This window comes from Faecalibacterium sp. BCRC 81149 (assembly GCF_022750605.1).
GTDB classification, from domain to species: Bacteria; Bacillota; Clostridia; order Oscillospirales; family Ruminococcaceae; genus Faecalibacterium; species Faecalibacterium duncaniae.
In genome coordinates, this window is record NZ_QXJA01000001.1 from 190,881 (window position 1) to 205,124 (window position 14,244).

A 14,244-nucleotide genomic window follows, 5' to 3' on the forward strand; every position below is an offset into this window, starting at 1 on the left:
CTTCTGACAGAAAGAATCATATCATGCTATCACTTTAGCACACGAAAGTGTGAAAGTCAAGTCTTTTGCGTGAATCGTTTTCAATTCAGCGTGTCAACAGTTTTCTTCTTTTCACAAGTGAAATAAAATCACCTAAAATTTATTGCCGGATTTTCTGTCGAATTAGCACATCCTCTGAACTGCTCCGAAATATATTGACAAATTATGAAAATGGGGATAAAGTATACACAATTTTCAGGCAAAGGAGCCACAGCGTGACCTCTTTGCCGCATGAAAAGCAAAGGAAAGAGGTAAAAGAAATGAACACGCTGGTCATCGTTTTGATCGCAGCCGTGTGTCTGTTTGGTGCTTACACCCTCTACGGACGCTGGCTGGCAAACAAGTGGGGCATCGACCCCACCGCCAAGACCCCTGCGGTCGTCCATGAGGACGGCCGGGATTATGTTCCCACCAACGGCTGGACCGTTTTTGCACATCAGTTCAGCTCCATTGCAGGTGCCGGCCCTGTTACCGGTGCCATTCAGGCTGCTGCCTTTGGCTGGCTGCCCGTTCTGCTGTGGGTCCTGCTGGGCGGCATTTTCTTTGGTGCTGTTACCGACTTCGGCGCTCTGTATGCTTCTGTAAAGAATGACGGCAAGTCCATGGGTATGCTAATCGAAAAGTATATCGGCAAGACTGGCCGCAAGCTGTTCCTGCTGTTCTGCTGGCTGTTCTGCGGCATCGTTATTGCAGCGTTTGCTGACATGGTCGCCGGCACCTTCAATGCTTATGGTGCGGACGGCGCTCTGGTGGACGCTGCCCAGACCAACGGTGCTGCCGGCATGGTTTCCATCATGTTCATGGTCTTCGCTGTGGTCTTTGGCCTGATCCAGAAGAAGTTCAACTTCTCCGGTTGGAAGGAGAGCGTCATCAGCATCGTTTTCATCGTGCTGTCTTTTGTCATTGGCGCAAATCTGCCCATCATCCTGGGCAAGGCCGCATGGAGCTATATCACCTTCGTTTATATCTTCTTTGCCGCCGTGCTTCCCATGTGGCTGCTGAAGCAGCCCCGGGACCACATGACCACCTTCATGTTTGTTGCCATGATCGCAGGCGCTGTGGTTGGTCTGGTCGTTGCACACCCCACCATGAATCTGCCTGTTTACACCGGCTTCACCAACGAGAAGCTGGGTACCATGTTCCCCATCCTGTTCGTCACCGTTGCCTGTGGTGCTGTTTCCGGCTTCCACAGCCTGGTCTCCTCCGGTACTTCCTCCAAGACCGTTGAGAATGAGAAGGATATGCTGAAGGTTGGCTATGGCGCAATGATCCTGGAGAGCCTGCTGGCTGTTCTGGCTCTGTGCGTTGCCGGTGCTGCCGCTGCTGCGGACGGCACCCCCGCTGCAGGCACCCCGTTCCAGATCTTCAGCCGTGGTGTTGCCGGTTTCTTTGAGATGTTCGGCGTTCCCGCTTATGCAGCAACGGTCTTTATGACGATGTGTGTTTCTGCTCTGGCCCTGACCAGTCTGGATGCTGTGGCCCGTATCGGCCGCATGAGCTTCCAGGAGCTGTTCAGTGTGGAGGACATGGAGCACGCTGAGGGCTGGCGCAAGCTGTTCTGCAACGTCTACTTCTCCACCTTCCTCACTCTGGCCTTCGGCTTCCTGCTGACCAAGATCGGCTACGCAAACATCTGGCCTTTGTTCGGCTCCGCCAACCAGCTGCTGAGCGCTCTGGTTCTGGCCACCCTGTGCGTTTTCCTGAAGGTCACCGGCCGCAGCAACAAAATGCTGTTCCCCCCGCTGATCATCATGCTGTGCGTCACCTTCACCGCTTTGGTACAGCGCCTGATCGCTATGGTCAAGGCCATCAGCACCGCCGCTTCTGTCAGCATTCCTGCTGGCGAGACCACTTGGGGTGCCGTGTTCATTGCCAACGGCCTGCAGCTGATCCTGGCTGTCCTGCTGATCGTTCTGGGTCTGAACATTGTGTTCCACTCCTTCTCTGCTTACAAAAAGGCTGAGCACAACAGCGAGGCCAAAATCTGAGGTTTTCACGGTTTTACCGTAAAACGATAAAAATCTCCCACTGACGACATCGAACCCCGTCAGTGGGAGATTTTATTTTGTCCTTTTCAGGTCACAGCATCTTCACTATTCCTCTCTCCTCTTCTTTCAGATATGTGCTCGCTCCCATTCCTGCAGAACAGCCAATTGCAGCTCGGTGTGGAACCAGTGCTCTCCTTCTTCCATGATGGTCAGATGCGCACCCGTCCGTTGTTTGAACTGCTCAAGTACCGCCCTGGAAGTCAGGTTATCCCTTGCGCCATAGAGCACCTGCGTGGGCACTTTCCAGCGGTAGGGATGCTCCCTCACCCAGCAGAGATACTGCCACGACAGCGTCTCATCGAAATCCGTGGAAATCTCCCCTGCTTCTTTCAACTGGGCCTCACTCACATTTGCCCACTGCATCATATTGGTGATAAGATCTTCCATATCTACCACTGGTGAGAGCAAAAGAGCACTCCGTAAAGGCTTTTCCTGTAAGGCCAACATGGAAAACCAGGCTCCGATACTTGTAGCCCGCAGCGAAACATTCTTCCAACGCTCTGCAGCATAGGAATAGACCGCTTCCAACTCTGGAACCGCCACCCACGGCAGCAGCTTCTCCGAGCTGCCCCTGCGCTCTCCATGTTCGGGCAAATCAACAGCAAGAACCTGATATCCTGCTGGGCAGGCCAACTCGGCAAAATCAAGGGCTTCCTCCTTGCTGCCATTCTTTCCGTGGACATAAAGATATACCTTCCGGGAAGGTTCTCCAATCAGGAGTAGTGGGATATTTTTCAGCGTAAAACGTTCTGTTTTCATAGCATCTTTCCCATCATGACTTCATCCTCAATAAGTAAATGTGGATCGGCTTTGTGCAATCGGTTTGTTTTGCAATATCGTGAACACCGGAATGCATGGTTGCCCGCTTTACAAGCAGAACATCCGGGAACGATTCCAGAAGATACTCTGTATTTGCATCCAAATCTCCTCCGCAGGGTTCAAGAACCAGCAGATATTTTCCGCCTGGGAAGGAGCATTTCCGGTATTTTTCCACGTCTCCACGAATTTCTCTAGCATCCTCGCTGGTCCACAGTTTGTATTCAATCAGAGAATCTACACTTCTGCCCTCTGCAAGCAATGCCATATCTGCATGGAGTGTATGGTTTCCCGGGTAGGGATGTTCCCAGGAAACCTCCAGCGGAAAGTTGTTCCGCATAAGCTGTTTCCAGATAAGATAGACCAGCGTTGTTTCATACAGACAGCCAATCCCGTGGATACTCTGATGACAGTACAGGTTGTGGTTCTGTTCAAAGAGCCGATGCAGTTCTTTTTCTTCCGTTGCAAGTGCCTGACAGGCATCGTCAAAAAAACGAGTTTCATCAATCGAGTTCATCCGGCTTTTCCTCACTCTTTTACAAAAAAGAGCCGTAGAACCCTGTTACAGGCTCTATGGCTCTTCCGATACTTATGAGAAGTAAATTACTTCACCATGCTTGCAACTTCAGCAGCGAAGTCGTCAGCACGCTTCTCCAGGCCCTCGCCCTTCACGAAACGGGTGAACTTGACAATCTTGATCTCGCCGCCCAGATCCTTAGCGACCTTAGCGGTGTACTGAGCAACAGACAGATCGCCGTCCTTGACGAACTCCTGATCGACCAGGCAGTTCTCCTTGAAGAACTTCTTGATCTTGCCCTCGATCATCTTCTGCTTCACAGCATCAGGCTTGTTGGCGTTCTTGGGATCGCCAGCCATCTGAGCCAGCATGATCTCCTTCTCCTTGGCAACGACCTCAGCGGGGACAGAAGCCTCATCGACGTAGCTGGGGTTAGCAGCTGCGACCTGCATGGCGATGTCCTTGCCGTAAGCAGTGAACTCGTCCTTGCTGTCGATGTCGTTGGTGGTCTCGAAGTTGACCAGGATGCCGTGGGTGCCGCCGCCGTGGACGTAAGCAGAGCAAACGCCCTCGTAACGGACAAAACGACGAATCTTAATGTTCTCCTTGATGACCAGGATCAGGTTCTTCAGAGCCTCGTCAACGGTCTCACCAGCCTCGGTCTTGCAAGCCATCAGAGCCTCAACATCAGCAGGGTTCTGCAGCATGACGACCTTGGTTGCTTCCTTGACGAAATCAACGAACTTGTCGTTCTTGGCAACGAAGTCAGTCTCAGCGTTGACCTCGATGACAACACCGACCTTGCACTTGGGGCAGTAGTCAGCGTAGACCATACCCTCGGCAGCAACGCGGCTTGCCTTCTTGGCAGCAGTAGCCAGACCACGCTCGCGCAGGATCTCAATAGCCTTCTCGAAGTTGCCGTCAGCCTCAGTCAGAGCCTTCTTGCACTCCATCATGCCGCAGTCGGTCTGCTTGCGCAGTTCCATAACGTCCTTTGCAGAAATAGCCATTTTTGTAGTCTCCCTTACACGTTATTTCACGGGTTTGTTCTGTACAGCCAGAAATCAGGCGTTGGCAGCTTCCTCAGCGGGAGCCTCCTGGTTGCCCTGCTTGCCTTCCAGAACAGCGTCAGCCATAGCGCCAGCGATCAGCTTGACAGCGCGGATAGCGTCGTCGTTGCCGGGGATGACGTAATCGATCTCGTCGGGGTTGCAGTTGGTATCAACGATAGCCACGATGGGGATGTTCAGCTTGCGAGCCTCAGCAACAGCGATGCGCTCCTTGTGAGGATCAACGATGAACATAGCCTTCGGCAGGGTCTTCATGTTCTTGACACCGCCCAGGTACTTGTCCAGCTTCTCCATCTCCAGCTCGAGCTTAGCAACTTCCTTCTTGGGCAGCAGCTCGAAGGTGCCGTTCTCCTTCATCTTAGCCAGCTGATCCATACGGTCGATGCGCTTACGGATGGTGCGGAAGTTGGTCAGCATACCGCCCAGCCAGCGAGCGTTGACATAGTGCATGCCGCAGCGCAGAGCCTCGTCACGGATGGACTCCTGAGCCTGCTTCTTGGTGCCGACGAACAGGATGTCGCCGCCCTCAGCTGCAACTTCCTTCACGTAGTTGTAAGCCTCGTCCAGCTTCTTCACGGTCTTCTGCAGATCGATGATATAGATGCCGTTGCGCTCGGTGAAGATATACTTCTTCATCTTGGGGTTCCAGCGGCGGGTCTGGTGACCGAAGTGCACACCTGCCTCGAGAAGCTGCTTCATAGAAACGACTGCCATAGTAAAAATACCTCCAATATTGTTTTGCCTCCGCACACCGTGATCCGCGGCCATATCGGATGGCTTTGGACTGCCCTCCACTCCCGAAAGAGCACAAAAGGGCATAGTGATGCGTGTGTAATGCTAAATAATAATAGCACAGACAGGCGTGTGATGCAAGGGGTTTTCTCTGTTTTTTACAAGAAAATCGCGTATTTTTTGTTTATTCGTCCGTCTGAGTGCTGTTCAGGCTCTCCATGCCCATCCGGCTGAGGGCATAGCTCTTGCCGAACATCAGGTCATATTGCAGCAGCCAGTGCTTCTGGCTCCAGCTTTCCTGCAGGGAGCTTGGGGTCTGGGTGGTGGTGCCGTCCAGATTCATCACCGTACCCCGGGTATTGGCGCGGTCGGCTACCTGCAGCTGGCGGTTCAGCAGCTGGAAATAAAGCGGCTGTTCCAGACCGTAGAGGTTCATCATCACCGGCGAGATATCGTAAGCGGCAATGGTGCCCAGATCCACGGGCTTGTCGGTGTAGTTCGACCACATCAGCAGGGTGGTCTGGTGCAGGCGCGGGTCCGCACTGGAATCGCTGGCATAGCCGCTGCTGGTAAAGACATCATAATTGGAATCAATGGGGTTGTAATGGTCGCCCCAGAACACCAGGATCACCGGCTCGTCCACCTGCGAGAAGTATTGGGTCAGCTTGCCCAGCATGGCATCGGCATCCCGGATGCCGGTCGCAAAATCTTCCAGTGCGCCGATGGTGCTGGCCTTGAGGCCCGCCGGGTGCTCTGTCACCTTCACCCGCACATCGTCCGGGTAGTTGTCTTTATTATAATTGGTATGGTTCTGCATCGTGACCGCGTGCAGAAAAACCGGTGCATCCGAGGATGTCTTCATCTTCTCGTACTGCTGGATGATCTGGTCCGCCATGGAGTCATCCGTGACCAGACCGCTGGTCCAGTAGTGCCTGCGCACCTTGTTGACATGGGTCATCTGTTCCAGGCTCAGGAAGGTGTCAAAACCCAGATTGGGGTATGCCGTGTCCCGGCTCCAATATTTGGCCCAGAAGCAATGGACTGCCGCCGTCTGATATCCCTGCGTCAGCTTGAGGTAATTGGGCAGCGAGAACATGGGCTTGGTCACATGCTGCTGGTAGGGCTTGCTGCCGTTGGGCAGAAAGGAAGCCGAATAGCCGGTCAATGCTTCAAACTCCACATCGCAGGTTCCGCCGCCGAAACTGGGGCTGTACGCCCGGCCAGAAGCACTGGTCTGCTGCAGGGCGTGGAGATTGGCAGAGACATCGGTATCAAACTGGTAACCATACTGCTCCAGCTCCGATACATCCCAGTAGGACTCGTCCATCACATAGATGATGGTGGGCTTTTTCACGGTCTCGTCCGCAGAGGTGGTGGCACCGTAAGATTCCGGGTAGAGCGGAGCAGTGGAATATTTCTGTGCAGCTTCGGTATCATCCAGGATCTCGTTGACAGCCTCCTCTGAATACCCCTCCGGCTTGGAGATCTCCAGATTGGTCAGATTGGTCAGAAAGCTGGTGATGACACCATAATAGCGGTAATAGCGATCCTGCATCCAGGCATCCGGCACAATGCCAATGGCCTGTGTCACGGCAGGCTGCAGGAACACGCCAAAGAGCAGGCCGCAGGTAGCTGCTGCGCTGGCAAGAAAGCCTGCCACCCGAGGCTTCCAGTTCAGCTTCTGCCGCCCTCTATAAAGGAAGAAAGACACCACGACCAGCAGCACGATAATAACAATGGATACCACCATGCTGGTCTGGATGTGGATCCCGGCCGCAGCAGCCACACCCGCAGCCTCTGACACCTGCATCAGGTCCCAGGGCAGGAAGGGCTCGCCGCGCAGCTGCAGTGTGTAGAAATTGACTGCCGCCGGGGCACAGCCCAGCACCGCCGCCAGCAGGGTCGCCAACGGTGCAAACCGGGTCAGCCAGTCCACTGCCAGCCAGCTGAGAAACAGCATGGCCCACGCCAGCAGATAGGCTTCGGCATGGGGGAAAATGTATTGGGTAAAGGTCTCCCCTGTCAGGCTGCCGCGGGCGATCCACTCCGTCAGGAACAGGATGCCCAGCGTTGCCAGTGGCGGGAAGAGCAGCCGCAGCCCATGCAGGGAAAGCGGCGTATGTTTTTTTGCGTTCATAGAGAGAAGTTCCTTTCACTTCCGGAAATCAGATTTCAAGCCGGAGCGGCAAGGCTCTGCCGCTCACGGTTCTCTATTATAATCCGATTTTTTGTAAAATCAAACCCTGATGCTGGAAAAATTCACGAAAAATTTCAGCCGTCCAGCCAGTGCCGCATTTTTTGCCAGAAACCCTGCTTTTTGGCTTCCGGCTCCGGCAGCTCCGTGCGGACCAGGATCGCGTCCACTCCCAGTGTTTCGATGTCCGTCCAGGGGATGACCAGAGTCTCGTCCCGGCCCAGCAGCCCAAACAGATGAGGCTGCCCGAGCAGCAGCAGACTTTTGACCTGCGCCGTTTCCGGATCAAGTTCCAGATCATCGGCGCGGCCAAGGCAGGCCCCGTTGCTCAGTTGAACGATCTCCTTTGTGCACAGCTCCAGGAATTTCATCGTGCTCCCCTCCCCGCAGTTTGCCTGTTTCATCCTATGCGGCGACGCAGTGCTTGATGCAGGGCGGGCAGTTGTGCTATACTGTGGGCAGAATCTTTCTGGCAGAAACATCCATACAGAATTGAGGAAACAGCGATGTATAAAAATATCATCTTTGATCTGGGCGGTGTCATGGTGGATTTCGACCCCAAGACCTACCTGGTAGACCGCTTCTGCAATGCCGAGGTAGAGGAACAGGTCTCCCAGCTGACTTTTGAAAGCGAGGAGTGGAAGCTACTGGATGCAGGGCTTATCACCCGCTCTGAGGCCAACCTGCGGATGCTGGCCCGCGCAAAAGAATATGGCCGCGCGTTTGAGGTGCAGGGCGTGCTGGACGATTGGATGCATATCCTCCGCCCCCGCCGCCGGATGCAGGAGCTGGTGCGGAAACTCAAGAGCCGCGGCTACTGCGTCTATTACCTGAGCAATATCCCCGAGGATGTGCTGGATTTTCTGACCGAGCGCGACCTCAAGGGTCTGTTCGACGGCGGCGTGGCCTCCTGCGAGGTGCACATCAACAAACCTGACCCGCGCATCTATAAGGCCCTGCTGGACAAATACCAGCTCAAGGCCGGGGAAAGTGTTTTCATTGATGACCGGCTGGAGAATGTGCAGGCCGCTTTCCGTCTGGGCTTTGCCGGCATCCAGATGAAGGACAGCGTCGGTACACTGGTGCGCAGCCTTGCTACCTGCAGTGTAGTCATCCACTGAACAGCACACAAAAACTCCCCGCTCAATGCCCTGTTTGGGGCGCTGGGCGGGGAGTTTTCTGCCATTACAGATTATTTCTTTTCGTAATTCTGGCAGTAGTGCGGGGTCTCCACCTGCTGGGTGGTGCAGGAGCAGTGCTCTGTCACTTTGATCTGGGGCAGATCACACTTGCAGTTCTGCACATTGTGGCGGCACTCGCAGACATCGCAGGTCACACCTGTGTTTTCCATTTCTATCGCCTCCTTGGCTCTAGGTTGCCCCGGCTTCAGGCGATTATACATGGGTGCTTATTTTTCTGCGTTTGCTTCACGCCTTACCTTCATTGTCACGATCACATGCTTGATGGAGAGAACGGGATGCACCGGCAGCATCCGCGGCCCGGCCCAGCGCATGACAGTACGGATCTGCTCCCGCATTGCCGGTTTGTAGCAGTGAACTTTGCAGGCAGAGCAAAAGGTTTTCGTCTCCATAAAGGGGCAATGCTCGATCCGGGCCAGCGCATAATCATGGAGCTGCTGGCACTCCGGGCAGAGTTTTCCCTTCGGGCTGTGATGCTGTTTGCGGCAGTAAAGTGCGATCATCTCGCTGATCAGCAGTTTTTCATCGTTTCTCTTTTTGGCAAGGTCTTTCGGGGTGGTCTTTGACATTCTTTTCCTCCTGACAAAACAAAAACCGGCAGAGAGCCGGAATTCTTACACTCTGCCGGTTAGTCTATCAGAACAAACTTCTTTTGTCAAGCTGTGATCTTACCATGCAGCCAGGTCTGCACCCAGCTTGCGGCAGGCAGCCTGAACATCCTCATCCGGTGCCTCGTTGCAGATCAGACCCTCACCGTTGAGCACCTGTGCGCCATCACCCTGTGCACGCTCGACCCAGTCGCGCATCCACTGGCCGTCGCCCCAGCCATAAGAGCCGAACAGAGCGATCTTCTTGCCGTTCAGGGAGCCCTCCAGATCAGAGAACATCGGCTCAAACTCGCTCTCTTCCAGCTGCTCTGCGCCCATTGCGGGGCAGCCAAATGCAACTGCATCAAACTCTGCCAGCTTCGCGGCGTTCATTTCGCCACATGGAACGATGGTGCCGTTTGCACCCTCTGCCACGCAGTTTGCCATGGTCTCCGTGTTGCCGGTTGCGCTCCAGAATACAACTGCTACTTTGCTCATAATGAAGAACCTCTCTTTCAGTAATGGTTAGTATATTCTAACTTTCATCTTCAAGAAATTGCTCTGCCTGACATAAGACAGAGCAATTTGGTTAGGCTTTTCTAACCATCAAAAGAATACCACAGGGCAGACTCCTTGTCAAGAACCTTTTGCAGGATTTTTCAGAGCGCTCCTCCACCCCTGCGCAGCAACAGGAACACCACCGTCAGCACGCCGTAGATCACCGGCTGGTGGAGCAGATATAGCATCAGCGAGTTCCGCCCCAGCCACCCCAGCGGCGGGCAGACAGAACGATGAAGCGGTTCCAGCCGTTCCTTCCCGACCAGATGGTACAGATAGAAACCGGTCCAGAACAGAAACAGCCACGGGATCAGCGGGAAGTAATCGGCAGAGAAGAAACCAAAGGGGTAAAAGCCCAGATAAGCCGTGAAGTAGTTGGCGTAGAGAAAGCCCGGCGGTGTGATGAGCCAATGGCCCAGCTGCAGATAGCCATCGGCTGCATGGCGGGTGAAGTAAAACAGAAAAAAGCTCCCTGCAAGGCCTACCACCGGCGGCACCTTTTCCAGCCACTTTTCCAGCAGACCCGTGATGATCATAGCCGAACCCAGAAGCGTCAGCACGCCGAACCAAACGACATCCGCAGGCATGAAGATCAGCGTGACCGCCGTGACAAGCGCGCCGCACCCGAACACCATTGCGCCCCGTTTGACCGGGTGGCGGCCCAGCGGCAGGCAGAAGCCGGACAGCAGGAGGAACACCCAGCAGATGGATTGCTGCCACAGTTCTCCCTGCCAGCTGCCATACCACGGTGCACTCACACCAAACAGATAGACCAGGTCCCACATGCCATGGTAAAGCATCATGCTGATCAGGTCCAGCCCGCGCAGCTCGTCCAGCAGCGCGCAGCGAGTGGAAGTTGATTTCATAAGACTTCCCCTTTCGGAATGTTTTTTCCATTGTACGCCCTGCCATGGATCCCGTCAAGCAAAAAAAGCTGCCGTGCAGCTTTAGAACCGCACGGCAGCTTTATGATAACAGGTTCAGAAAAATGCAGGAGTTACAGCTCCACGTTGAAGTAGCGCTTCAGCAGGCCCTCAAAGCCGCGGCCATGGCGAGCCTCGTCCTTTGCCATCTCGTGGACGGTATCGTGGATTGCATCCAGGTTCAGGGCCTTTGCCTTCTTGGCCAGGTCCATCTTGCCGGAGCATGCGCCGCACTCAGCCTCAGCACGCATCATCAGGTTCTTCTTGGTGCTGTCGGTCACGACCTCACCCAGCAGCTCGGCGAAACGGGATGCGTGGTCAGCCTCCTCGTAGGCATAGCGCTTGTAAGCCTCAGCGATCTCGGGGTAGCCCTCGCGCTCTGCCACACGGGCCATGGCCAGGTACATACCGACTTCGCTGCACTCACCCTCAAAGTTTGCGCGCAGACCGTCAACGATCTCCTGAGGCACACCCTCAGCCTTGCCGATGCCGACCACATGCTCGGTCACATAGGTGTTGCCGGTCTTTTCGACAAATGCGGATGCAGGAGCCTTGCAGACAGGGCACTGCTCAGGGATAGAGCCCTCAGCGATATAACCACAGACGGTGCAGACATACTTTTTCATAGGAATATCCTCCATTGTTTTTTATTATGATCTTGGCCTCTCCTCTGGTACAGGGGGCCTTGCTTCTGAGCCTATTATAGCAATGATTCCCAGATTAGTCAAGACTAATTTTAAGAATTATTCCTATTTATTTTTTAGACCTGCAGGTTGCCGCTGCTCGGAGCATCGGAACCGTTGGCAGCATCAAACTCGTAATCATTGCCGGGGAGGATGGCGTTGAGCAGGATGCCCACGATAGCAGCAATGGCCAGGCCGGACAGGTTGATGGCGACACCGCCCACAGCGAAGGTCAGACCGCCCACAGAGTTGAAGCCCAGCGCGCAGACCAGGATGACAGCGGCAACGATCAGGTTGCGGCTGTTGGTAAAGTCCACACGGTTCTCGACCACATTGCGGACACCGATTGCGGAGATCATGCCGTACAGCACAAAGCTGATGCCGCCGATGATGCCGGTGGGGATGGTGTTGATGACAGCCTCAAACTTGGGGCTAAAGCTCAGGATCACAGCCATCACAGCGGCAATGCGGATGACGAGCGGGTCGTAGATGCGGCTCAGGGCCAGAACGCCGGTGTTCTCACCATAGGTGGTGTTAGCGGGGCCGCCCAGCAGACCGGCCATGGCAGTGGCAAGGCCGTCGCCCATCAGGGTGCGGTTCAGGCCGGGGTCGTTGATATAGTTGTGGCCGACCGTAGCGCTGATGGCAGCGATATCGCCCACATGCTCCATCATGGTTGCCAGCGCAATGGGAATGATGGTGAACATTGCGCTGATGAACTCAGGGCTGCCGTCGATGGCAAACAGGCCCATGGCGCTCTTGTGCAGGGGGATGCCGAACCAGTCGGCTGCAGCAATGGCCTCAAAGTTGACAGCACCGGTGACCAGAGCCACAGCATAGGAGACCAGCACACCGATCAGGATGGGCAGGATCTTGACCATGCCCTTGCCCCAGATGTTGCAGACAATAACGGTGCCCAGGGCCACAAAAGCCAGCAGCCAGTTGGACTCGCAGTTGGTGATGGCGGAGGGGGCCAGGATCAGACCAATAGAGATGATGATGGGGCCTGTGACCACCGGCGGGAAGAATTTCATAATGCGGCGGATGCCAAAGGTGGAGATGAGCAGGCTGACCAGCAGGTACAGAATGCCGGACAGTGCCACGCCCGCGCAGGCGTAGGGCAGCATTTTGGTATTGACAACGGTCAGGTTGCCGTCTGCGTCAGCCAGCATGGGGGCTACAATGGAAAAACCGCCCAGGTAAGCAAACGAGGAGCCAAGGAAGGCCGGGACCTTGCCCTTGGTGACAAGGTGGAACAGCAGGGTGCCCAGACCGGCACAGAGCAGAGTGGTGGAAACGCTCAGGCCGGTGAGCAGGGGCACCAGCACAGTTGCGCCGAACATGGCAAACATGTGCTGCAAGCCCAGAATCAGCATCCGTCCGGTACCGAGCTGCCGGGCATCGTAAATGCCCTTGGAGTAATCGATCTTTTCACTCATAGAGAAGTTCTCCTTTCATCGCTGCCCAAAAAAAGAGGCATTGCCGCAGCAACGGCAGTGCCTCAATCTTCTGGAGCAGATTCAAAAAAACGGGACCGGAAGGCAAAACACGCGCTCCGCAAAGTCGAACGAAACATTTTGCTCTCCCCTTCCCTGTCTGACTTTATAAAGTATACCAGAAACCCTGCCCGGATGCAATCCGTTTGCCGCAGTTTCCCTCAGCTTTTTGGCCGGACATCTTGAAATATGCCCCTGTCCGCACTATAATATAACCTATTGAATTGATTTGTATTTCAAGAGGAATGTTATGATCTATCTGGATTATTCTGCAAACACCCCGGTGGATGCGCGGGTGTTGGAGCAGTTCTGTGCCGTGGAGCGCCGCTGCATCGGCAACGCCAACTCTCACCACCAGGCAGGCTCTGCCGCCAAGGCAGAGATCGATGCCGCCACCATCAAAATCGCCTCCCTGCTGGGCGTTCAGCCAGCAGAGATCATCTATACCTCCGGTGCCAGCGAGGCCAACAACTTTGCTTTAAAGGGGCTGGCCCGTCTCTCCCGCCATGCGGGCAGGCACATCATCTCCACTCCGCTGGAGCATTCTTCGGTCAGCGGCACCCTGACGGCATTACAGGAGCAGGGGTATGAGATCGACCTGCTGGACGTGAAGCAGGACGGTACTGTAGATCTTGAGCACCTGACGGATCTGCTTCGCCCGGATACCATCTGCGTTGCCGTAACGCTGGTGGACAGTGAGCTGGGTGTGGTGCAGCCTGTACAGGAGATCGCCGCCATCCTGAAAGCATACCCTCACTGTCACCTGCATGTGGATGCGACCCAGGCTGTGGGCAAGATCCCCGTTTCTTTTGAGGGCGTGGACACCATGAGCCTGACGGCCCACAAATTCTATGGGCTGAACGGCATCGGCCTGCTGATCAAGCGGCGGAATCTGGCGCTGGAGCCTCTCATCCATGGCGGCGAGAGTACCACCATCTATCGCAGCGGCACCCCCACTGTGGCGCTGGCCTCCTCGCTGGCCTGTGCGCTTGATCTCGCCGTCACTGACCTGCCCGGACGCGTTGGCCATGTGGCAAAACTGAATGCAGAGCTCCGCGCCGCCCTCAGCACATATCCGCTGGTGCGCATCAACAGCCCGGAACACGCCATCCCTCATGTGCTGAATCTGAGCGTCCGTAATGTCAAGGGCACCGTGTTCCAGCGGGAGCTGGATGCCAAAGGGGTCTGCGTCTCGGTCAAGTCAGCCTGCTCGTCGGATGGTCTGCCTTCGCGTGCGGTGTTTGCGGTCAGCCGCGACCGCCGCAACGCACTGTCCTCCTGGCGCATCAGCCTGAGCCATCTGACTACCGAGGACGAGATCAAAGCCTTTTTGCAGGCGTTCGATGTCTGCTACCGTGAGCTGACCGCCGTACATTAAATAA

General features: G+C 55.2%; 15 protein-coding genes. 3 read left to right on the plus strand and 12 right to left on the minus strand.

The annotated features are described in order from the left end of the window. Positions 1-299: 299 nt before the first annotated feature. On the plus strand, positions 300-2,027 hold the full coding sequence (locus D3F01_RS00935; protein WP_117533139.1) for a carbon starvation CstA family protein: 1,728 nt from the start codon (positions 300-302) through the stop codon (positions 2,025-2,027). A gap of 126 nt (positions 2,028-2,153) precedes the next feature. On the opposite strand, the gene D3F01_RS00940 is transcribed toward D3F01_RS00935, so the two are convergent. The 6 genes from D3F01_RS00940 to D3F01_RS00965 form a co-directional block, all read right to left on the minus strand. Continuing rightward, positions 2,154-2,846: an alpha/beta hydrolase gene (locus D3F01_RS00940; protein WP_242885573.1), complete on the minus strand. Its 693-nt coding sequence runs from the start codon at positions 2,844-2,846 to the stop codon at positions 2,154-2,156. A 13-nt stretch (positions 2,847-2,859) separates the two neighbouring features. Further along, on the minus strand, positions 2,860-3,420 hold the full coding sequence (locus D3F01_RS00945) for a hypothetical protein (RefSeq protein ID WP_242885576.1): 561 nt from the start codon (positions 3,418-3,420) through the stop codon (positions 2,860-2,862). Positions 3,421-3,506: 86 nt separating this feature from the next. Continuing rightward, on the minus strand, positions 3,507-4,430 hold the full coding sequence (gene tsf / locus D3F01_RS00950) for a translation elongation factor Ts (RefSeq protein WP_005932850.1): 924 nt from the start codon (positions 4,428-4,430) through the stop codon (positions 3,507-3,509). Between the two features lie 54 nt (positions 4,431-4,484). Further along, complete coding sequence (rpsB, locus tag D3F01_RS00955; protein WP_035394088.1) at positions 4,485-5,204, minus strand: 30S ribosomal protein S2; 720 nt, start codon at positions 5,202-5,204, stop codon at positions 4,485-4,487. 202 nt (positions 5,205-5,406) lie between these two features. After that, complete coding sequence (locus tag D3F01_RS00960) at positions 5,407-7,359, minus strand: LTA synthase family protein (RefSeq protein WP_242885578.1); 1,953 nt, start codon at positions 7,357-7,359, stop codon at positions 5,407-5,409. A gap of 134 nt (positions 7,360-7,493) precedes the next feature. Further along, entirely contained in the window at positions 7,494-7,787 is a 294-nt protein-coding gene (locus D3F01_RS00965) for a YlmC/YmxH family sporulation protein (protein WP_242885580.1), read from the minus strand. 135 nt (positions 7,788-7,922) lie between these two features. Between D3F01_RS00965 and D3F01_RS00970 the strand changes: the two genes are divergently transcribed. Beyond that, positions 7,923-8,537, plus strand: coding sequence for an HAD family phosphatase (locus tag D3F01_RS00970; protein ID WP_098922412.1), 615 nt, complete (start codon positions 7,923-7,925; stop codon positions 8,535-8,537). Positions 8,538-8,608: 71 nt separating this feature from the next. Here D3F01_RS00970 and D3F01_RS00975 read toward each other — a convergent pair whose 3' ends face one another. The 6 genes from D3F01_RS00975 to D3F01_RS01000 form a co-directional block, all read right to left on the minus strand. Then, a complete protein-coding gene (locus tag D3F01_RS00975) occupies positions 8,609-8,767 on the minus strand; it encodes a DUF1540 domain-containing protein (RefSeq protein ID WP_097771092.1) in 159 nt (52 codons plus the stop codon). Between the two features lie 57 nt (positions 8,768-8,824). Then, entirely contained in the window at positions 8,825-9,184 is a 360-nt protein-coding gene (locus D3F01_RS00980; protein WP_242885582.1) for a nitrous oxide-stimulated promoter family protein, read from the minus strand. A 99-nt stretch (positions 9,185-9,283) separates the two neighbouring features. Continuing rightward, a complete protein-coding gene (locus D3F01_RS00985; RefSeq protein ID WP_097771090.1) occupies positions 9,284-9,700 on the minus strand; it encodes a flavodoxin in 417 nt (138 codons plus the stop codon). Between the two features lie 161 nt (positions 9,701-9,861). Then, entirely contained in the window at positions 9,862-10,626 is a 765-nt protein-coding gene (locus D3F01_RS00990; RefSeq protein ID WP_117476214.1) for a heparan-alpha-glucosaminide N-acetyltransferase domain-containing protein, read from the minus strand. A 131-nt stretch (positions 10,627-10,757) separates the two neighbouring features. Then, the gene (locus D3F01_RS00995; protein ID WP_035394078.1) at positions 10,758-11,309 is read right to left on the minus strand and encodes a ferritin family protein; all 552 of its coding nucleotides are present in this window, start codon (positions 11,307-11,309) and stop codon (positions 10,758-10,760) included. Between the two features lie 134 nt (positions 11,310-11,443). Next, the gene (locus tag D3F01_RS01000) at positions 11,444-12,805 is read right to left on the minus strand and encodes a uracil-xanthine permease family protein (protein WP_242885584.1); all 1,362 of its coding nucleotides are present in this window, start codon (positions 12,803-12,805) and stop codon (positions 11,444-11,446) included. Between the two features lie 307 nt (positions 12,806-13,112). Here D3F01_RS01000 and D3F01_RS01005 point away from each other — a divergent pair, with 307 nt between their 5' ends. Further along, positions 13,113-14,240, plus strand: a complete 1,128-nt coding sequence (locus tag D3F01_RS01005) for a cysteine desulfurase family protein (RefSeq protein WP_242885586.1) — start codon at positions 13,113-13,115, stop codon at positions 14,238-14,240. Positions 14,241-14,244 lie beyond the last annotated feature (4 nt).

Excerpts from the sequence above, each read along its gene's own strand:
- D3F01_RS00980 (WP_242885582.1), bottom strand. The coding sequence starts at position 9,184 with ATGTCAAAGACCACCCCGAAAGACCTTGCCAAAAAGAGAAACGATGAA.
- tsf (WP_005932850.1), bottom strand. The coding sequence starts at position 4,430 with ATGGCTATTTCTGCAAAGGACGTTATGGAACTGCGCAAGCAGACCGAC.
- rpsB (WP_035394088.1), bottom strand. The coding sequence starts at position 5,204 with ATGGCAGTCGTTTCTATGAAGCAGCTTCTCGAGGCAGGTGTGCACTTC.
- D3F01_RS01000 (WP_242885584.1), bottom strand. The coding sequence starts at position 12,805 with ATGAGTGAAAAGATCGATTACTCCAAGGGCATTTACGATGCCCGGCAG.
- D3F01_RS00965 (WP_242885580.1), bottom strand. The coding sequence starts at position 7,787 with ATGAAATTCCTGGAGCTGTGCACAAAGGAGATCGTTCAACTGAGCAAC.
- D3F01_RS00935 (WP_117533139.1), top strand. The coding sequence starts at position 300 with ATGAACACGCTGGTCATCGTTTTGATCGCAGCCGTGTGTCTGTTTGGT.
- D3F01_RS00985 (WP_097771090.1), bottom strand. The coding sequence starts at position 9,700 with ATGAGCAAAGTAGCAGTTGTATTCTGGAGCGCAACCGGCAACACGGAG.
- D3F01_RS00995 (WP_035394078.1), bottom strand. The coding sequence starts at position 11,309 with ATGAAAAAGTATGTCTGCACCGTCTGTGGTTATATCGCTGAGGGCTCT.
- D3F01_RS00960 (WP_242885578.1), bottom strand. The coding sequence starts at position 7,359 with ATGAACGCAAAAAAACATACGCCGCTTTCCCTGCATGGGCTGCGGCTG.
- D3F01_RS00990 (WP_117476214.1), bottom strand. The coding sequence starts at position 10,626 with ATGAAATCAACTTCCACTCGCTGCGCGCTGCTGGACGAGCTGCGCGGG.
- D3F01_RS00975 (WP_097771092.1), bottom strand. The coding sequence starts at position 8,767 with ATGGAAAACACAGGTGTGACCTGCGATGTCTGCGAGTGCCGCCACAAT.
- D3F01_RS00940 (WP_242885573.1), bottom strand. The coding sequence starts at position 2,846 with ATGAAAACAGAACGTTTTACGCTGAAAAATATCCCACTACTCCTGATT.
- D3F01_RS00945 (WP_242885576.1), bottom strand. The coding sequence starts at position 3,420 with ATGAACTCGATTGATGAAACTCGTTTTTTTGACGATGCCTGTCAGGCA.
- D3F01_RS01005 (WP_242885586.1), top strand. The coding sequence starts at position 13,113 with ATGATCTATCTGGATTATTCTGCAAACACCCCGGTGGATGCGCGGGTG.
- D3F01_RS00970 (WP_098922412.1), top strand. The coding sequence starts at position 7,923 with ATGTATAAAAATATCATCTTTGATCTGGGCGGTGTCATGGTGGATTTC.